Genomic DNA, 19,972 nt, shown 5'->3' on the forward strand with positions numbered 1-19,972 from the left:
AGAGATTAAAAATTTTCCCTGCACGGCTTGACGGAACATTTGTTCCGCTTTATAATGGTTGAGAGGTCGGACAGAACCCTGCCGCGCGGCCGGATCGCGCGGCAGGGTTTTTGATTTTTTCAGGGGATGCGCTCAATCCCGCCGAAACTGTAAATATTTTACAGTTTCGGCGCCCGGCCTGTCGGGAGGCGCGGCGCCCCGGGGAAGGGACAACCGTATGCGCAACAGCATCTTTGTCAAAGGCGCGCGCGAACACAATTTGAAAAACATCGACATCGAGATCCCGCGGGACAAGCTTGTCGTGCTGACCGGGCTGTCCGGCTCCGGCAAGTCGTCTCTCGCGTTCGACACCATCTACGCCGAGGGGCAGCGCCGCTACATCGAGTCCCTCTCCTCCTATGCCCGTCAGTTTCTGGGTCAGATGGAAAAGCCGGACGTGGACTACATCGAGGGTCTCTCGCCGGCCATCTCCATCGACCAGAAAACCACCTCCAAAAACCCGCGTTCTACGGTGGGAACCGTCACGGAGATCTATGACTATCTGCGCTTGCTCTGGGCGCGCATCGGCGTGCCGCACTGCCCCCGCTGCGGGAAGGTGATCCGCCAGCAGAGCATCGACCAGATCATCGACCAGCTGCTGGCGCTGCCGGAGGGCACGCGCCTGCAGGTCCTGGCTCCCGTGGTGCGGGCGCGGAAAGGCGAGTACCAAAAGGTCTTCGAGGACGCCCGCCGATCCGGGTATGCGCGTGTGCGGGTGGACGGGCAGCTCTACAACTTGAGCGAGGAAATCCGACCGGAAAAAAACAAAAAACACACGATTGAGATCGTCGTCGACCGGCTGGTCGTGCGCGACGGCGTGCGTCCACGGCTCACCGACTCGGTGGAGACCGCGGCGGCGCTCGCCGGAGGGCTCGTCGTGGCCCACCTGCCCGAGGTGATCGGCGCGGACGGTGCGGAGACGACCCCCGAACAGTCGCTGCTGTTTTCTCAAAACTATGCCTGCGAGGACTGCGGCGTCTCGATCGAGGAGCTCACGCCGCGCATGTTCTCCTTCAACAATCCCTACGGCGCCTGCCCCACCTGTACGGGTCTGGGGGAACAGCGCAAAGTGGACCCGGACCGGATTTTGCCGAACCGCGCGCTCTCACTGGCGCAGGGCGCCGTAAAGGCCTCCGGCTGGAGCGGCGCCGAGGAGGGCACCATCGCCCACATGTACTACTCGGCGCTCGGCCGCGCCTATGGTTTCACACTGAACACGCCGCTGCAAAAATTCTCTCCCGAGGCGATGGACGCGCTGCTCTACGGCACCAAAGGGACAAAACTGGAGATCCGCTACCGCACGGAGCGCGGCGCGGGTCTCATGCAGCAGGTCTTTGAGGGCCTTGTGAACAATTTGGAGCGCCGCTACCGGGAAACGCAGAGCGACTGGGCCCGCCAGGAGATTGAGGACTGCATGTCGTCCGTCCCCTGCCCAGACTGTCACGGACGCCGGCTGAAGAAAGAGAGTCTCGCCGTCACGGTGGGCGGACTGTCCATCGCCGATTACACCCGCCGCACCGTCACCGAGGCGCTGGCCTTCTGGGACACGCTGGCGCTGACGGAGAAGGAGACCATGATCGCCGAACGCATTTTGAAAGAGATCCGGGAACGCCTCGGCTTCCTGATCAGCGTGGGGCTCCAGTATCTGACGCTGTCTCGGCACGCCGGCACGCTGTCCGGCGGCGAGAGCCAGCGCATCCGGCTGGCCACGCAGATCGGATCGTCGCTGATGGGCGTGCTTTACATCCTGGACGAGCCGTCCATCGGGCTGCACCAGCGGGACAACGACAAACTGCTGGGCACGCTGCGGCGCCTGCGCGACCTGGGCAACACTCTCCTGGTCGTCGAACACGACGAGGACACGATGTACGCCGCCGACCACATCATCGACGTGGGTCCGGGCGCCGGCGTCCACGGCGGGCACATCATCTGCGCCGGCACGGCAGACGACATCCGCGCCTGTGAAAACTCCATCACCGGGCAGTACCTGGCCGGGAAGCGCAGCATCCCGGTGCCGGCGCAGCGCCGCCGGGGCTCCGGGCGCACGCTGACTGTCCGGGGCGCGGCGGAAAACAATCTGCAGCATATCGACGTCGACATCCCCCTCGGCACCTTCACCTGTGTGACGGGGGTGTCCGGTTCCGGCAAGTCGTCGCTGGTCAACCAGATTTTGTACCGGCGGCTGGCCGCCGACTTGAACGGCGCGCGGATCCGCGCGGGCGCGCACGACGCCATCGAGGGGAAGGAATATCTCGACAAGGTCATCGACATCGACCAGTCCCCCATCGGGCGCACGCCCCGCTCCAACCCGGCCACCTACACCGGCGTATTCGGCGACATCCGCACGCTGTTCGCTTCCACCGCCGACGCCAAGGTGCGCGGTTACGGTCCCGGCCGCTTTTCGTTCAACACCCGCGGCGGGCGCTGCGAGTCCTGCGCGGGCGACGGGCTGGTGAAGATCGAGATGCACTTTCTGCCGGACATCTATGTCCCCTGCGACGTCTGCAAGGGCCGCCGCTACAACCGGGAGACACTGGAGGTGCATTACAAGGGCAAAAACATCTTCGATGTGCTCGAACTCACCTGCGAGGAGGCGCTGGCCTTCTTCGAAAACGTGCCCAAGATCGCCCGCAAGCTGCGGACGCTGAACGAGGTGGGCCTCGGCTACCTCCGGCTGGGGCAGCCCTCGACCACGCTGTCGGGCGGCGAGGCGCAGCGCGTCAAACTGGCCAGCGAGCTGACCCGGCGCTCGACCGGCAGCACGATTTATATCTTGGACGAACCGACGACAGGGCTGCACATCGCCGACGTGCACCGGTTGATCGAGGTGCTGGACCGCCTGGTGGAGGGCGGCAACACGGTGGTCGTCATCGAGCACAATCTGGAGGTCATCAAGACGGCCGACCACATCATCGACCTCGGGCCCGAAGGCGGCGACGGGGGCGGTCGGATTGTCGCCGCCGGCACCCCGGAACAGATCGCCGCCCACGCGTCGTCCTACACCGGTCAATACTTGCGGGCCAAACTGAACCTGTGACGTACACGACCCTTTGCATGCAAACACACGCCGGCCTCTGCCCCGCGGTCGCTTGGGCAGTGGCCGGCGTGTGTTCCTGCCTGACCGCCGCGGTCAGCGGCCGGTTGAACCGAACCCGCCTTGGCCGCGCGCGGTGGGTGGCAGTTCCTCAGCCCAGACAACGGACGCGTGACAGACCGGCAGCACGGCGAGCTGCGCGATGCGGTCGCCGGAACGCACGGTGTAGGGCATCTCACCGTGGTTGACAAGCCCCACGGCGATCTCGCCCCGGTAGTCGGCGTCGATCACGCCCACCGCGTTGGAGAGCGTCACCCCATAGGCAAACCCCATGCCGCTGCGTCCGAAGACCAGCGCCACATACGCCTCCGACGGCAAGGCAATGGCCAGCCCCGTGGGGATCGCCGTCCGTCCGCCCGGCGGGATTTTCACCGGCGCCTCCAGCAGCGCGCAGAGGTCCATCGCGGCCGCCCCCGGCGTGGCATACGCCGGCTCCCACGCCCCCGGCCGCAATTTTTTCACTGTAACTGTGATGTCGTTTGTCATGGATTCCCATCTTCCTCTCGGTTCTATTTTTTCATGCTCTGTTCGGGCCGCGGTTCCCGGGCGATTTCCTTCAGCATCCCGACGCGGGTCCGTAACGCAAAACACAGGGCGTCCCGCCGGGCATCGTCGATGTAGGGGCTTTGCCGCAGAAGTTCCGCGTACTCCTCATCGACGCCCTCCAGCGCGCCGAAATCCAGCCAGTCGAAGCTCGTCACCAACTTGATCTGCTCCGCGTGCCTGGAACGAAACGGCTTGCTCGCCTGCTCCGCGCGGGGCCGGATCATATGCGGGTTCTGGTCATACCACAGGGAGGTGCCGCAGTCGAACACCGGGGCCAGCCCCAGCCACACCAGCGTTTCGGCGTCTCGGAGCGCGCCGAAGTTGTTGAAATGCCTGTCCTGGTTGGCAATGAGGAAATCCACCGCCAACATCCGGTCAAGACTCTCCCGCGCGCCGGGAATTCCGAGAGCCTCACAGCGGCTGAGAAAGTGCTGATATTCAGACAGATGCCCCGGTTTTTTGCCCGTGGAACGGACATACCATGCGCTGACCAAGTCTGTGTCTTTGGTCACAAAGTCCTCGCAGGCCGAGAGAGGCTGCACCCCGTCCCACGTCAGGGCATAGGGCACATGCGGGATGTCCAGGCGCCGCATCATGGCCGAAGCGATCACTTCATTCAGCGGTTCCTGATAGTTTGGCAAGCTGCCGCCTTTGAGCAGCAGGCATTTGCCGTCCGCCGCCGCCCACTTCTTTTTCAGCCAGCCGTCCGAAGTGTTGTCGGGCGACATCAGATCCAGTTCCGCGTCCTCCGGCGCCCTGCCAAACAGTGCGTTGCCCACGTCTTCCGAGAACTCGTTCTCAAAAAAGTTGACATCCGCCCATGCGAGCGGTTTCCCTTTCGGCTTCACCCAATACTGATCGGAGAGGGAGAGCCCGTAACATTTGGTCAAAAGGAACTGCGGCGAGGAGACGCGCAACGCCTCCAGCGCGTCCCTGAGTCCGCTTCGGCTGGCCGGGATGGAGCGCCCAATCCACCATTCGTGCAAGGCTCTCCGGTCCGGTTTGCCGCTTTTGACCGGAACGCCGACCGGGATATGCGCCGGATGATAGACCTCGTCGATCTCCGTGACGGCTGCGATGGTCTCGTCAATCGTCAGCTCCACCACCGGAACCGTCTTGTGCATCAAAATAAATTCCATATAGGACGCCTATCTTCCTTTCGGTTCTGTTCTTACTCGTTTATCAAATTTTTAAAATCATAGATGGTCGCCTGTAATTTTCGACCGTCGGGTTCGGTGACATACAGACCGAGCGAATTGTCCAACAGCCACGCCGACGTGATCACCGACCCCTCGGCGGGGGTGTAGTCATTCTCATAAATGGTTCGCAAAAAGCGTTCCCCTTCCTCCATCTGCGTAATCATCGAGTCAAATACCATTGCCATGCCTCTCAGATACGGAATGTCCTGCGGAAGTTTGTCAGCCAAAGTGATCTCCTGGCCGGTGACCAGACTGAAGCCTATGGTATATACCATGGGCGCATTGTTCGCTGGGCCGTCGTAGTTTTGCAGAACGTATGACACTGACAGGTAGTCATCCCACTGCCCATATAAGGGCTGGAAGTTGTAGACATAGTCCGGATTATCCTTCAATTTTACAAACTTATCGATGAGCTCCACCTTGTCGTCTTGGCGCGGGAACCCGTCGTACCACGCGGCCAACTGCTCATTGATGCGTTCGGCGACCTCGGGTGATTGCGGCATACTTACGCGCATGGTGTAGATATTGACGTTGGGGAGCAACCGTCCCGCATAGTCATACATGACACGCAATGGCCACTCATCGGCCGCGGTCCCATAGGGACTGATGTCGCCGGTCAGACGGACGTCAAACCCGATGGTTCTGTTGAAAAACGGATTGCCCTCTGGCAAGATGATGCGAAGATACTTGATGCGGCGATACGTGTCGTCCCACAGCTCATAATTTGTGTAGTTGTTCGGAATGCCGGTGAACGGACGTTTCACGCTTTCAGACAAGAGCGGCAGGTCCGGCAATTCGCTGTATGCATATGCGCTTTTCGGTGCGTTCATATGGTTCACTATCTCGCTGTTGATGTATCGGATGTAGTTGAACCCATCGTAAAAAATGTCGGACAGCGGCTCGCGAACGCCGTTCACAACCATCTCGTCCGCCTCGTCGGGTTTTGGTTTCGTGCCGCCCGTACCGCTAGAATTGTCGACGTCGCCGAGATAAATCGGGTCGATTGACGCGTCGGGGAATATGTTCTCAAGCGGTCTGAGCGGAATGTAACCGGCTTTTGCAATCAATGTCTGGCCCTCGTCGGTGAGCAGCCAAGCTACCAACTTACGCGCCGGGCTGTCGGCCGGCGTGTTCTTGCGTATGACGGCGTAATAATGATCCTCAAGCGGATACGCACCGCGCGTAATCGTGTCGCGCGACGGCTTTACGCCGTCCACGCTGAGCAGTTTAAAACGGTCGCTGCCATACATATTGTTTACATAGTAGAACATCGAGTAGCCGACCGCGTTTTGTGCGTTATCGTAACCCGACACGGCCTCGACCAATCCGCCCATCGTTTCGGCTATCCACTCGGTGGGCGGGCGCATGGGCTCCAAATCGCCCATCAACAGTTTGATAAACAGCGTCTGACTACCCGAATTGGATGTGCGCTGGTACGGTACAACGCTTTCGTCCAAGCCGCTCAACGTTTTCCAGTTTGTAATTTCCCCTGTGTATATGCCGCGCAGTTGTTTTTGCGAAACCCCGTCGAGCGGATTTTCGGCGTTCACGAGGAACACCAGCGCGTCTTTGGCAATCGGTACGATCTCCAATTCCACATTCTGTCCGCGCGCCTCGACGAGCTCGTCCTCGGACGGATATGTGGCAAAAATGATGTTGGCTCTGCTATCACACAAGTTATGATACGCATCCGGTGTTGTGTAATGCGTGGGCGGGTCGCCCACGCCGCCGAAGTGATCATGCAAGGCGGTGGTCAGCGGTATGGTGGCGGTCGAACCGTCAATTCTGCGCCAAAGGTCCTGCAGTTCATCACCTTTCAACGCAATCGGCTGTGCCGTTGGATCAGGTGTCGCCGCCGCTTTGGGCGACGCCGTGACCGTTTCAGACGGCGCGCCAAAGGGACTCACCTGTTCCGCGTCGCCGCCGCACGAAGTCAGTAAAAGCGCAGCAAACACGGCGGCGAGTACTATGGCCGTACGCCTATTCATATAACTCCTCCGTCAACACAGAGAGCACAGCGTCGCGTAGCCGCGGTCGTCCCATACAATGCGGCCCGTATGCTTTGCGTAGTTCATCCCTCTCTCAACCGTTTCCACCACCAGCGGGCCGCTTCTTGTATACCCGAGCTTTTTTGCGGTTTCCCGGATCAGATCCTCTTTCGGGAGACCGATCTGCTCTTCCAGCACCGCACAAACGGCATTGGCTGACTCCTCTGTAGATACGTCCTTTGCGTCGCGTCTGTGATGGCCCTCGCCCGTCGCCCGAAATCCGAGATAGGCCGACGGTTCCTGGCCGTCATTCCAATAGAATTTCTGTCCCGCCCACTCGGTATACTTGACCCCCATGCTTTGCAGAATGTCTGTGCTCCGTGCCTGCACGCGATTGCCTGCACGCGCAATGCCACAACTTTGCAGCACACGTCGAATCAGCAATGTTTCGGATATGGGCGCTTCTCTTCGAAGCGTGAGGCGGAATCTGTCCGCAATATGACTCGTGGATTCCGGCAGGACATACTCATCCGCGGAAATGGGCATATTCGGCAGAGACACCGCCAGATAGACTGTCCCTTGAGACACTGCCGCGCGGTCTTGACTCACAGGCGGTGCCGGCTGGCAGCGGCCCATCACAAGGGTGTTTTCATTTGCGACGGTTTCCTCTTCCGACATCGCGGCGGATGGGTTCTCCGCCGCGGCGGTTTCCTGGGGTGGTTCTCTCCTCAGCGTCTCCAACCGCGCCAACAGCTTGTCTCTCTCTTTCCGGCTGTTATCCCACCAGTCCATGGACCAAATGCGATGCGTTTCCCAGCCGAGTCCATGCAGTACAGAAACCTGTGCGAGTTCCCGGTCACGCGTGGTTTTTGCCTTGCCGTACAGAGGACCATCCAGCAGAATCCCCAGCAGATAGCGGTTCGGATGGTCCGGATCCACAACGCCCACATCAATCCGATATTCCGAATGTCCAACCGATCGCTGTGTTTCATACCCGGCCTCGCCGAGGAAATCACAAATGCTGCCGGCAATCCCGGCCTGCTGCGCAGTCTTTTGCGGAGAAGCGACTTCCTCCGCAGAGACCCGCCCGCTCTGCGCATACGCAAGAAACGCTTTTAACGCCGCCACGCCCCTTGCGTTGGTTTTCGACAGGTTGATCTGATCCGGCTGGAGAGATGAAAACACGACCATATCATCCCGTGCCCGCGATACGGCCACGTTGAGCCTGCGCCATCCGCCGTCCCGATTGAGAGGACCGAAATTCATAAATATTTTCCCCTCCTGGTCGGGGCCAAATCCGATGGAAAATAAGACGACGTCCCGCTCATCGCCCTGTACGTTTTCAAGATTTTTTACAAACAGCGGTTCTTCCGAATCATATGCCCACGCTTCGAGTCCGCTGTCTGATTTGCAGGCCTCGGTAAACAGATCGTCTATCAAGTTTTGCTGAGAGATGTTGAAGGTGACCACACCCACACTGCATTTGCGCAGCGCCGGGTCTTGATAGCGGCGTACCAGTTCCGCAACGACTCTCTCCGCCTCAACCCGATTCTCTCTGCTTTTGCCGCGATCAAAACATCCGTCCACCGGGACCAGCCTGACCCTCGATTCGCGGTCATTCACCGATGGGAAGGTGTACAGTTTGTTCTCGTAAAATTGACTGTTGCTGAACGCGATCAGGCTTTCATGGCGGCTGCGGTAGTGCCAAAGCAGATGTGTCTGCGGCATGCCAAGCGCAAGGCAGTCGTCCAAAATACTCTCAAGATCTTCCACATCCAGGTTGTCCTCGTCCACTGTACCGCCTGAAAAAAAGCTGGTCGGCGGCATCTGGTTCGGGTCCCCGACCACAATCGCCTCTTTGCCGCGCGCCAAGGCGCCCACGGCTTTGCATGTCGGCAACTGAGACGCCTCATCAAAGACCACGATATCAAACAGCGGGCGTTTGGGATCGAGATACTGCGCGGCTGAAATGGGACTCATCAGCATGCATGGACAGAGGCGCGGCAGCAGATTGGAGATTTGCTCAAACAGCCTTCTGATGCTGAGGCCCCGCCCCCCGCTGCGGATCGCCCGCTGCAAAATGCTCAGTTCCGAACTCTGCGCCGCTTCTCTTGAAAAGTCCGGTACCTTGGCCGCGAGGCGGCCAAAAATCTCCTGTTTCGTGACCTCTGTGAGCTCGCGATCAATTCGTTTGAATTGTTCAATCTTTTCGTCGAAAACCGCACCGGAAAACCGATTCAACGTCTCATCCGATTCCACGACCGCGACAATCATGGCGGCGTACAGCGCCTTTCGATACGAGGGGAGCACAGCGGCGTGCGCCAATCCGGCCTCATAGCTGTCAACGACATGGCCGAGGCCCGTACGGCGTACGTCCTGAGCCATGCCTTTCCACACCATCCATTCCCGCAGCGCATCCGCGTGGCCGACGATATCCGCACCGATGGCGCTCTGCGCGGGCATCCAGTCGGAAAGCCCGTAGCAGTCAAAATCCACAGCAAGCAGGACTCCCAAGCTCTTCTGTGCGTCCAGGAACTCGCGCCAGGCCGCCACAAAGGAGTCTATGTCCGAAAACCCCTCTCCGTTGGCCGCAAACAACAGACGCATATGGTCAGACCCCGTCAGCGTCCGCAGTGCCTGGCTGCTCTCTCTCGCCTCGGCGCACAGGCCTATGATACGCTCCCAATCGGTATTCTCAAAAGCGTGCAGCGCCGCAAGGCTGTCTGTGTTGTGCCGCAGCCACGCGTCCGCGGCCTGACTCTCTCGCTGGTACTCGGCCAGCAGGGCAAATGCGTCGGAGAGCGTGTTTTTTTCGACAGCGCCAACACAAAAGGGACGAAGGCGTTTTATGAGCTGGCTTTGCCCAAGCGTTTTGGGCAAAGCCCACTTGGCGGACGCCGCCTTCCACTCCGCCTCCAGCGCCTGCCCATCCTGCTGCAAAAAGTCGGGCGCCCAGCGGGCCGTCAGGCGCTTTTTGTTTTCCGCCGCTTTTTGAGCATGCCGGACAAATGTCTGCACTTCTTCCAAGTAGTTCGCGAACGACTCTTTTTGCGCCCAGCTGCGGGGTATCGCCTCCCACCGTTTGAGTTCCGCCGCGACACGGGCGAGTCTCTCCCATCCGGCTTTCGCGCGCGGCGGATCGACTTGCAGCCAGGCGGACAGACGCTTGCCCAATGTTTCGGCTTTGGCGGCGGACGCCCGGTACCTGTTGACCGCATCCGGCAGCCCGACACGAACCTGCTGCGAGTAGTCGAACCGGCCAATGGCGCGAAGCTTGTGCCCGTGCGGATGGCCCACCGCTCTCGCGGCCGCCGTCAGCCGCTCCAGCAACAACTCTTTTTCTTGCAAATCATCCGCATGCAAGGCCTCGGCAAACTCCTTGTCAAGGAGAACCGTACCCTCTGCCTGACGGTTGGCCTCGTACAGATTCACCATGTCACAGAGGCTGAGGCCCGATTGACGCACCGCGTGCAGACTGTGCGCATACGCATTCAGTTCCGCGCGAAGACCCGCCGCGCGTTCGGCGATTTTTTCATACGCCTCCGTGGTCCTGGCGCCGCGGATCTCCGTCGCGGCGCGCAGCTGTTCCAACACGTCTTTTTTTCTCGATTTGTTGGAATGGAGCTCCAGACAAAACGGGCCGATTCCCAAATGATCCAGCCTCTTTTGCACCACGGACAGCGCGGCCATTTTTTCCGCCACAAACAAAACCGTTTTCCCCTGCGCCAGGGCGTTGGCAATGAGGGCGGTGATCGTCTGTGACTTGCCGGTCCCCGGAGGTCCGTGGAGCACAAAACTCTCGCCTTTGACCGCGGATGCGATGGCAAACAGCTGGGACGCGTCGGCAGCCATAGGAAGATACACATCCCCTTCCGGCACCCGGCCGCCTATGTGCATGCCGCCCGCTTCCCACTGCAGGCGCCCCTCCATGAGACTCTTGACCACCTTGCTTTTCTCCATGTCCTGATAGCGGTTGCGCATGTCGTTCCACATGACGAATTGCGAGAAAGAAAAGATCCCCAAAAACGCCGACTCAAGCACATCCCATCTCGGCTGCGCCATGATGGCGTGCCGCAGCACCGCAAACACCTCGCGCATGTTTACGCCATGTTCGTCAAGCGGCAGGGGGTCAAGCCCGCCGACCGCGATGCTAAAGTCCTGCTTTAACATTTCCAGCAGGGTGATGTTCATCTGCGCCTCCTCGTCGCGCAGGCGCATGACATACCCTTTCAGCGCCGATTTCCGGACAATCTCCACCGGCAGCAGCACCAGCGGCGCATAACGGGCTTTTTGGCTGGCGTTTGTCTCAAACCAGCGCAGGAGCCCGCAGGAGAGATACAATGTGTTTGATCCATTTTCTTCCAGTGACGTTTTCGAGGTTCTATACAGGTTGACAATGGCCCGGTTCAGGTCGCTTTCAGACAGGGGAGACCGAAGCCGTCTGTTGGCAAACTCGGCCTGTATGAGCTGGGCATACGGACCGACGTCGCAAATGTCTTCGAAATCCTCTGAAACTTTTCCCCGCTGTGCCCATTCCACCGGGCGCGGCATCACACCAAATTCGGCGCCGCTCGCAAGTGCGTCTTCCAAATCGGCCAGAGAGGAGGAAAAGATCGGGATAAGCGTTCGGGAGAGTCGCATGTTGATCAGCGTATTGCGAAGCCCTAAATCCAACAATTTCCGTTCCCATTGCATCCGCTTGGTCACAGGTGCGGCCGCACCCTCCGTCACGGCGACAGCGCCTCTCATCGTTTCAGGCGCCGCGGTGAGTTCGGAGGCGTCCCGTTTGTCGAATGCCACAACCCATCCCTGCTCCGTTCGAACGCGCAAGGGCAGAGGGCGGATGCCGGAAAGCCTGGCCCGGTGGACATCGATGATGTATTCCAGCGCGTCGATTCCTTGCAGAGACTGTATGGCGGCCTTTTCCGCCTCGCTGAAACTGATGTCCTTCCCGGCGGTCAGCGCCGTGCATTCCACCACGGCGATTTCGCCAATATCCTCGGAAACGCGTTTCGTAATCAACGAGGGGTCGTCCGAGACGGATTCCGGGAACGACAAGTCCTCCAGCCAAACGCCCAAAAAGATATGCCCCTTCTGCAAGATCAGCAGCGGACAAAGCCCCATGGCCTCCAGACAGGAGGCATAAAAGAGCGTGATGTCAAGACAAGTCCCCATGTGCTGCTGCATGACCGCGTCACACAACCGCACGCGCTGCCCCCCGGCTTCAAAGCTGGCCGGCGGGACAGAATAAACGATGTTCTGTTCCTGCAGGGCGCCGTATACGGCCGCGGCCTGTTTCTTGACACGGTCAGGATCTCTGCTTTGGTAGGCGTCCAACGACCGGTTGCCCGTCCACACTCCCAGCAGTTCGGAGGCCCTCGCATTGATCGTCACCACCTCAGGATGGTTGGGCATGACAAAAGCGGCCAGCAGCTCCGGGAAAAAGGCGGATCCATGCCACTCGTCGTAGGCAAGCGCAACAATTTCTTCCGTGTAGGCTGACAATTCCTCGCCGTTTTGGTGGAGTGAGATCTGCAGAATACCTGTGAGCCGCTCCGTCAAACCGGCGAGCATCTCCGCGTTTAAATGCAGGGATATGTTTTTGAGTACAACAACCTGCTTTCCGGGCAGCTGCCGCAGCACCTGTTCATATGGAATCGAAAGTTCCGGGTTCGTGGTGATGCGGAGGGTAACATCTTCCAACAACTCCGCGCCAAGGTGACAGAGAGAGAGTTCTCTGACAACAGGGATGCGATTTTGCTGCAATGCAAAATTGACTACGCTCGTGACATCCGGTTTGATCGAGACATCTGCCTTTCCCACGTGGATACACCTCCCAGCTCTTCTTTTTGCATGGGGCTTTCACCTCCCCGTGGGCAGCATGAACGCCTCCTGCATGTCCGCTATGTCAATATATCTGTCCGCAAACTGCTTGCGCAACAATTCCGAGGGAACAAATTCACCATATTTGCCTATGGGCGCCACCTCACTCGGCAGCGCCAAATCATCAATGGTCAACTCCCATGCCTTTATTGCCCGCAATTCCGCTGTCAATTCACTGCGAGAGACTCCTTTAATGAGCATCATCGGCCAATGGTGCGGCACGAACTGTCTGTGTTTCAATTTCTTGTTCAACGCAAAATCCAGCGCATTGAAGGCTCTTGTGCCAAGCCACGGAAACACGCCGCATGTATCCGGTGAAATTTCAAATATTCCCTCATGCAAAGCACCGGTTTGTCCGATGAGCCGGCGTATTTCCTCTAAACGTTTCGCCGCGTTTGGATGCAAGTACGGGTATTGACCATCCGTCGCAATCACTTCCCGCATCTTTTGCAACACTTTTGTATGCTCTAATCCCTCACCGGGGCCGCGCCATATAGTTGGCGGTTTGCCTTGCACTTTTTCTACATATATGATCTTTTGTTCCCTATCAAGTTCAGTCACAACCCATGCGATTCCCGCAAGCACAAATGTGGTATCCGGGGGCATTGGGTCGTTTAACACACCGATTTCGTGTGATTTATCGCGTACAGAGTATTCAACCGGCGTTTCAAAAACCGAATAAAATTCATAATGGTTGGTCAAATGTTCACCATTTTCACCGACCAGCAAAGTGTTTCCAAATTTTTCTATCTGTTTCTTTTCAAGCATATACCGCAACAGCTGTCTATAATCTTCCTGTGTTATAAAAGCGAATGCGTTTTTCGTCAACATTGTCTGTGCCAACAATTCTGCGGTCGCTTCGCCGCGCGAAAATAAAAAACTCATGGTCTGATGAAACAAAACACCAAACGGATATTTTTCTATAAAAATAGGCTCCAGCCAATTTTCTCGATACAACTCTATCAGCGCAATACATTTTACGAACAACCAATTGATATGTTTATAAAATTCACTGCCCGCGTCATGTTTTTCCTCGTTAAAAATAAAGCACATCTCAGAAATACCACTGCGTCTCCCGCTTCTTCCAAGCCGCTGTGCCAAACTGGAAACAGTGTGCGGACACCCTGTCTGTACAATCCTTTCCAAATCGCCCAAGTCTATGCCCAGTTCCAAAGTGACAGTGGCGCCGGTCACCAAAGGCAAATCTGAAGTTTTCATCTGCGTTTCAGCGTATTCACGGTTCGAGGCGGAAACGCTTCCATGATGTACCAGAAACGTGTCCCTCTCTTTTTTTCTGCCTGCCAGCTCTCTTAGATTTACGATGTTTCGCTCTACGTCCGCACGAGAGTTGGAAAAAATGATACTCTTTCTCCCCTGTGTCAGACTGTACAGCGTCTCGTAGTAATCTGTCCAACTGGTCCCTTCGGCATCCAATTTCAGCGGGAGCGTATAAAAATGGCTCGCCATAATCCGCGCTTTGCGTCGTTCGGCGGAAACGGATGGCGTGACGCATTTTCGTTCTGTGCCCCCGTTTAACCATTTTTCAGCGGCCACCAAATCGCCCAATGTAGCGGAGAGCCCAATCCTTCTTGGTACAGAATCTATCAATGCTTGTATGCGCTCCAAAATGGACGACAGCTGCACACCCCTGTCCTCGCCAAGAAAATTGTGCACTTCATCTATCACGACAAATCTCAAATCGGAAAACAACGCGACAATGTCCTGCTTCCGTTTCATCAGCATTGCCTCTAAAGATTCAGGGGTTATCTGCAAAACACCTTTCGGATTTTTCAGCAATCTGTTCTTTTTTGTTCGCCCAACATCGCCGTGCCATTTTGTTACAGGGATATATGCCTCTTCCAGAAGCACCGCAATTCGTCCGAATTGATCATTGATAAGCGCCTTAAGCGGAGCGATATACAACACACCCACTCCGTTTGGCGGCTTGTTGTATATCTCTGTGATGATCGGAAGAAACGCCGCCTCTGTTTTGCCCGAAGCGGTGGGCGTAGCCATGAGCAAATTGCCGTCGCTGTTAAAAATTACATCGCAAGCCGCCACTTGGATTTCGTGTAGTTCTTCCCAACGGTTGCGATAGATATAATCTTGTATAAACGGAGCGAGTTTCTCAAATGTGCTCATATCTCAAACCCTTTAAATTCCGTGTGTATGCTTGTCTCGTTTTCAGAGACTGAAGTGTATTCAAACCCATCGCCTCTCAAAATGCTCTGCACGGTTTTATTGGGATTTTGCAACAGGATGTTCAACACTTCAATGAAGTCGCGAATGATCTCGCGGGGCGTGATGTTTTGCCCCGCGCCGATGCGCTCATATTCTGTCTGGATAAAAAACTGGAGCTCGTTTGGCAACATTTGTGGCGCATACTGATACACCTGACTGTGAATCAGTTCCAACTTTTGCATCAAAAAGTACATCTCTTCCGGTGTGAGTGTTTTGAGCTTGATGATGGGTGAGAGTAGATCGCGCGTAGTTTCGTCCGAAAAACGGCTGCTCTCCAGCCGTGATTTAAGCGCTTCATAGCTAAACACCCCCCGGCGGGTATCTGTAATGCTCTGCGGCGTTCCGCTCATAATAACGCCAATATGCTGCGCTTTGCCCTGCATAATGTCATTGTACATAGTCAGAATCTTCTCATAGTTATACTGGCGGGAAATCGTGCTTGGAATCTTAAACAAATTCACCAATTCGTCAACGATCATCAGCATCCCTTTGAACCCTGCCCTGACGACAAACATCGCAAATAGCTTGGTATATTCATACCAGTCATCGTCCGTAATGATGACCCCAATGCCCAGTTCCCGCCGCGCCTCTGTTTTTGTCGAATATTCACCTCTGAGCCATTTGAGGGTCTTTCTTTTCAGTTCATCGTCCTCTGTCATGATTGCTTTCCAATATAGAGAAATAATCCGCGCAAAGTCAAACCCGTGGACAATCGTCTCAAGCTCGTTGATCGTCCGATGGATTTTGATCTCCACCAACGGATTCAAGCGCGCATCGTCCGCGGTCAGCGATGCCTCCTGCATCACTTCCGTTTTCAGAGTAGCAACCCATCTTTGCAACAAGAGGCTCAGCGCGCCGCCGTCCGGCAATGTCTGTGTAGACAAATTTTTCATCAATTCCCGGTAGGTAGCAAGCCCCTCGCCTTTGTGCCCCATCAATCGCCTCTCGGGAGACAAATCTGCATCGACGACGACAAAACCGCGTTCCATAGCGTAGTTTCGGATGGTTTGGAGTAAGAAGCTCTTTCCTGCCCCATATCTACCGACGACAAAGCGAAATGACGCTCCGCCTACGGCTATGGTCTCCACGTCATGCAGCAGCGCATCAATTTCGTCCTTTCTGCCGACAGTGATATAGCCAAGACCTGTACGCGGTACAACGCCGCCTTTCAACGCGTTCAGCAACGTATTCGCAATACGGAGCGGTATTTTATTGGCAAGGCTCATTGGTTTTGACCTCCTGCCGCCGTTTTTAAATCATCAAAGTAAAAGTCATTGATGCACACCACGCCTTCCGCACAATCAATCACGTTATCGGCGATGACCGAAAGGGCCTTGCCGTTGATCGCTTCTATCAGCATTTCACTATTGGCGGGCGCCTGTCCGCCCGCCAGTAAGGTTGACACAAGAACAAGCTCCTCACGCGACAATACATTCACAAATCCGTCCACCCCCGACATTTCTCCGGTCCCTACCGTCGCCGGCGGCGACTGTTTGAATGTCTGTTCTTCTTGCATATCCTCGGACAGGATCAGCTTTTGTGCCGTTTCCTCATGGTCTCTTTTGATCTCCGCCAGTTTGCTCATGTCTATGGTCACAAGCCTTGCCTGCATTATCTCCTCATCTTTGATCGCAACATGCGCCATTTGACAGTATTCTAAGATCGCCTTGACAATGGTCTGCTCAAACGCCGGACTGATTATGACGCCGTATGCCTTGCCCTTCCAAGTCTTCAACTGACGCAACGAATGACGTCCTCTGTACGTAGGCGGCGATAGAAAACCGTTCTCCAGCTGTGATATACTCGGCATCTGCAAGCTTTTCTTGTAACCGAAAGCCTTCCGCATCTTGATTTCGATGCATTTCATTATATATCCAACGACCGATTTATAGGCATCAAATGAAAGGTATTCACGATGCCATCCTCGTGCGCTGCGTTTGATGGATTCCAGTGCATCAATTTTTACGACAGCAGGGGGCATAGAAACAGTCTTATGCGGAATGTTTTTAAACAGCGACGACATCCTCTCCCGACACATTTTATGAAACATCTTGCGAAAGTCCACGCCATTATCTTTGAAGAGCTTTGCAAGAGAGCGAACTACATAGCATGCACATTTTTCAACTGTCATTGCATCATTCGCCTTGTAAAACCGTCCATTTGTTATCTTAAACGAAGACGACAGTTCGATCGTCTTCAAATCATCCCAATCACAAGAGATGGTTTTCTTAATTTGTTCCACATCCATAGTGTAACAAGGAACAGGGAAACGACGGCTGACGACCGCAAATTGTTCTGTCAATTCCGCGTGATGAACCACAAAATAATCTCTGATCCACTCCAAAAGGCAAGAATCCAACCGATCACTATACTTTTTAAAGGCCGACCAAAATGCTATCAGTTTATTGATTCCATCTGTCGCGTCTATCACGCCTATATCATTGAGCAGTTCGTACAAATAGCAAAAGGCATATGAAATCGAAATGTTCTCAACATGGCCCTGACGGACCTTTGTGCGCCAAGTGAAATATGTGCGCAATTGAGAATCGTCCATTTTAGAGTATGAGGAATAAGCGGCATCAAAAGGCACTATCTTATCATAATCGTCTATGAAATCTTGCATAAAAACAGCTTCTTTATAAAAAGTATTTCCGTCGTCCATATAATATCTATAATGTCCATATTCATACTCAGCCCCGCCAATTTTTCGCATTTTTGCAAATGTGTTATACGGTTCGGACAATTGTTTTGGATGCAACTTCTCCGCTTCGTAGGAAGAGGGTTTCTTATATCCCGCAATAATGGCAGCGAAGAGCTGTTCTATTCCTTCATTGAATATCGTCATACCCGCTCGTTCCCTTTCATCTGCCCCGCAGTCACAATATCCGCAGGGGGCATGGAATTTTCACACCCTGTTCGCCGCCGGCGACTACCGCGAACTTTCACGATAAAGTCCCGTTCCGGAATCCGACAACTTACTGAAAAGAACAGAATTATAAAGGATATTCATTGCTTGTTGAATGACGATATTCTTGTCCTCAACCAAATACGCGATAATGTCTTGTGTTACACCTTCGATAAGCGCATCTATTTTATCCATGACTACCCCTCCAATGCTTTCAAGTACTGCAAAGCTTTTTGCGTATGGAATGAGTATTGCTACGAACCGCTTGTTCCTCAATGTCAGTCAAATAGAATCCACATCCGAAGTCCTTATATGGTCTACATTTCAAGAGATCAACTTTGGACACTTTCATATTTGATCCATGATATAAAATCATGACAAGAACCCTCCATTATTCGAGCATATTCTCGCCAAGTCGTCAATGGCATCATCTAGACTAAGCGTATGCTCAATCTCATAATGCTCCAACAAAAATGATATGCCGCCATATTCGGACAAGAATTGATATGCCGATTTTGCATCCAAGCCGAAGCGCCCAGCAAAATCATTTATACAAATGACAAGGTAATTTATGATGTTTATTTGCTGTTTAGTAATCACACTATCACCCCAACTAATTTGGAAATCGGTGCACTCATCAGCACTATACCTAAAAACCCTTCATACTGCATTGGTACACCGTTCCGCCATTCTTGAGCACAGCTTAAAGAATAATTCCCTTGATACTGCGACCGCCAAAAAGAATCATCTCCTTGACGAGGATGTCACAATGGTTCGCCGGTGCAGGTTAAGACCAAAACTTCTCACCCCATCTCTTACCACCGAATTTGATTTTAACCTCCACATTTATGTGGAGGTTAAAATCCGGATTGTGCAAAGTCTCCCGGGAAAATTAGCGGCTATTCCGGCGTCCTATTTTCCAATATCTGTATTCTAATATCTCGCTTTGCACAGATATTCTTCGATATCGTCGTGCTGTTCAAGCGTTTTTACTATATCAGCATAATTGTTGCGTAAATCCCGCGATGGCCTGATTTGTGCGTTTAACATATTGACCATACCTTTCTGGCACCAACGAGGGATGAAACGGGGTTGGGTGCCACTTTGCAAAGAATGTGATATAATTTAAGCGGAGAGGCAGGCACACTACAGAGCACGAAGAGGTAGGTGGTGCGCGTCCGCATAAGCCCGCCATATTATAAGTCGCCGGTGGTGGTTCTTTCAAGCGCCAAAGAGTTGGACATGTGCGCACCCTGCGCACAGTAGCCTGCTGTTCTTGCATAGCTCTTTCGGCGAATCCCCCTTAAATTACTCACCCGACGTGGCGATTTAAGGATACCACATCCAGGCCCTCCTGATGTGCTCAAGACCTGAACAGTAACTAATCTACTTAATATAATTAACAGCATTTTCTTTTCTTGCTGTTGCCTGCGCCGGACTATCGGCTCTTTCGCCGATTAAAATAATATGGGAAGGGGAATACCCCTGTGGTATCTGCAATATCTCCAAATACTCATTTCTTTTGGCACCGTTAAACAGCCAGCCCACAGAACCTATCCAGCACGAACCCAGTTCAAGCGCATGGGCGGCAAGCATAATGTTTTCAGATGCCAGAGCTGCGTCAATCATTGGAAAAAATCCACCTTCCGGTTGTGAAACCAAAATAAGTGTTGGCGCTCCATAAAAAAGGTTCGTGGCATCATTACTGGCAGTAGCTTTTACTTTGGACAGCATAAATTCCGGCAGATTGTCGGAAGACTTAATAGCCTCTTTCAAATCTTCGTTCATTTTGCGGATTACTTCTTGATTCTGTATTACTGTAAAGTGCCATGATTGTGCATTGTTACCGCTTGGTGCATACAGCCCAGCTTCGATGATAGCGTTCAGCTTATCTTGATTGACTTGTTCAGGTTTGAACTTCCTTGTGCTGCGGCGGCTTTTTATTAGCTCTAAAAACTCATTGGTCATTTGAATACCCCTTTTCGTAATAATTTGTATTACAACTCGTGAGTCAAGAGTTCTATAAAAGCGGGGCTGATACTCGGCCCATCATCCGATTTTTGTAATTTGACCATAA

12 protein-coding genes are annotated in these 19,972 nt (G+C 54.6%); 1 reads left to right on the forward strand and 11 read right to left on the reverse strand.

Translation table 11 applies throughout. The features are described from left to right. Positions 1-217 precede the first annotated feature (217 nt). Positions 218-3,076 carry an excinuclease ABC subunit UvrA gene (uvrA, locus tag LBK75_07290; GenBank protein ID MDR1158096.1) on the forward strand — a complete coding sequence of 953 codons (2,859 nt, stop codon included), beginning with the start codon at positions 218-220 and terminating at the stop codon, positions 3,074-3,076. A 93-nt stretch (positions 3,077-3,169) separates the two neighbouring features. Here uvrA and dut read toward each other — a convergent pair whose 3' ends face one another. The 11 genes from dut to LBK75_07345 form a co-directional block, all read right to left on the reverse strand. Then, the gene (gene dut / locus LBK75_07295) at positions 3,170-3,619 is read right to left on the reverse strand and encodes a dUTP diphosphatase (GenBank protein ID MDR1158097.1); all 450 of its coding nucleotides are present in this window, start codon (positions 3,617-3,619) and stop codon (positions 3,170-3,172) included. 23 nt (positions 3,620-3,642) lie between these two features. After that, a complete protein-coding gene (locus tag LBK75_07300) occupies positions 3,643-4,818 on the reverse strand; it encodes an excisionase (protein ID MDR1158098.1) in 1,176 nt (391 codons plus the stop codon). A 32-nt stretch (positions 4,819-4,850) separates the two neighbouring features. Next, entirely contained in the window at positions 4,851-6,866 is a 2,016-nt protein-coding gene (locus LBK75_07305) for a substrate-binding domain-containing protein (GenBank protein ID MDR1158099.1), read from the reverse strand. Positions 6,867-6,878: 12 nt separating this feature from the next. Continuing rightward, positions 6,879-12,689 (reverse strand): DUF3320 domain-containing protein, encoded by a 5,811-nt coding sequence (locus LBK75_07310; GenBank protein MDR1158100.1) that lies wholly within the window; start codon positions 12,687-12,689, stop codon positions 6,879-6,881. 39 nt (positions 12,690-12,728) lie between these two features. Further along, positions 12,729-14,891: a DEAD/DEAH box helicase gene (locus LBK75_07315; protein ID MDR1158101.1), complete on the reverse strand. Its 2,163-nt coding sequence runs from the start codon at positions 14,889-14,891 to the stop codon at positions 12,729-12,731. After that, positions 14,888-16,216, reverse strand: coding sequence for an ATP-binding protein (locus tag LBK75_07320; GenBank protein ID MDR1158102.1), 1,329 nt, complete (start codon positions 16,214-16,216; stop codon positions 14,888-14,890). The genes LBK75_07315 and LBK75_07320 overlap by 4 nt, the downstream gene beginning before the upstream one ends. Continuing rightward, a complete protein-coding gene (locus tag LBK75_07325) occupies positions 16,213-17,835 on the reverse strand; it encodes a TerB N-terminal domain-containing protein (GenBank protein ID MDR1158103.1) in 1,623 nt (540 codons plus the stop codon). The genes LBK75_07320 and LBK75_07325 overlap by 4 nt, the downstream gene beginning before the upstream one ends. An 84-nt stretch (positions 17,836-17,919) precedes the next feature. Beyond that, complete coding sequence (locus LBK75_07330; GenBank protein ID MDR1158104.1) at positions 17,920-18,090, reverse strand: hypothetical protein; 171 nt, start codon at positions 18,088-18,090, stop codon at positions 17,920-17,922. Between the two features lie 19 nt (positions 18,091-18,109). After that, the gene (locus tag LBK75_07335) at positions 18,110-18,271 is read right to left on the reverse strand and encodes a DUF3990 domain-containing protein (GenBank protein MDR1158105.1); all 162 of its coding nucleotides are present in this window, start codon (positions 18,269-18,271) and stop codon (positions 18,110-18,112) included. Then, entirely contained in the window at positions 18,268-18,495 is a 228-nt protein-coding gene (locus LBK75_07340; protein ID MDR1158106.1) for a DUF3791 domain-containing protein, read from the reverse strand. The genes LBK75_07335 and LBK75_07340 overlap by 4 nt, the downstream gene beginning before the upstream one ends. A 786-nt stretch (positions 18,496-19,281) precedes the next feature. Continuing rightward, a complete protein-coding gene (locus LBK75_07345; protein MDR1158107.1) occupies positions 19,282-19,863 on the reverse strand; it encodes a nitroreductase family protein in 582 nt (193 codons plus the stop codon). Positions 19,864-19,972: the final 109 nt, after the last annotated feature.

This window comes from Oscillospiraceae bacterium (assembly GCA_031265355.1).
Lineage (GTDB): Bacteria > Bacillota > Clostridia > Oscillospirales > UBA929 > JAIRTA01.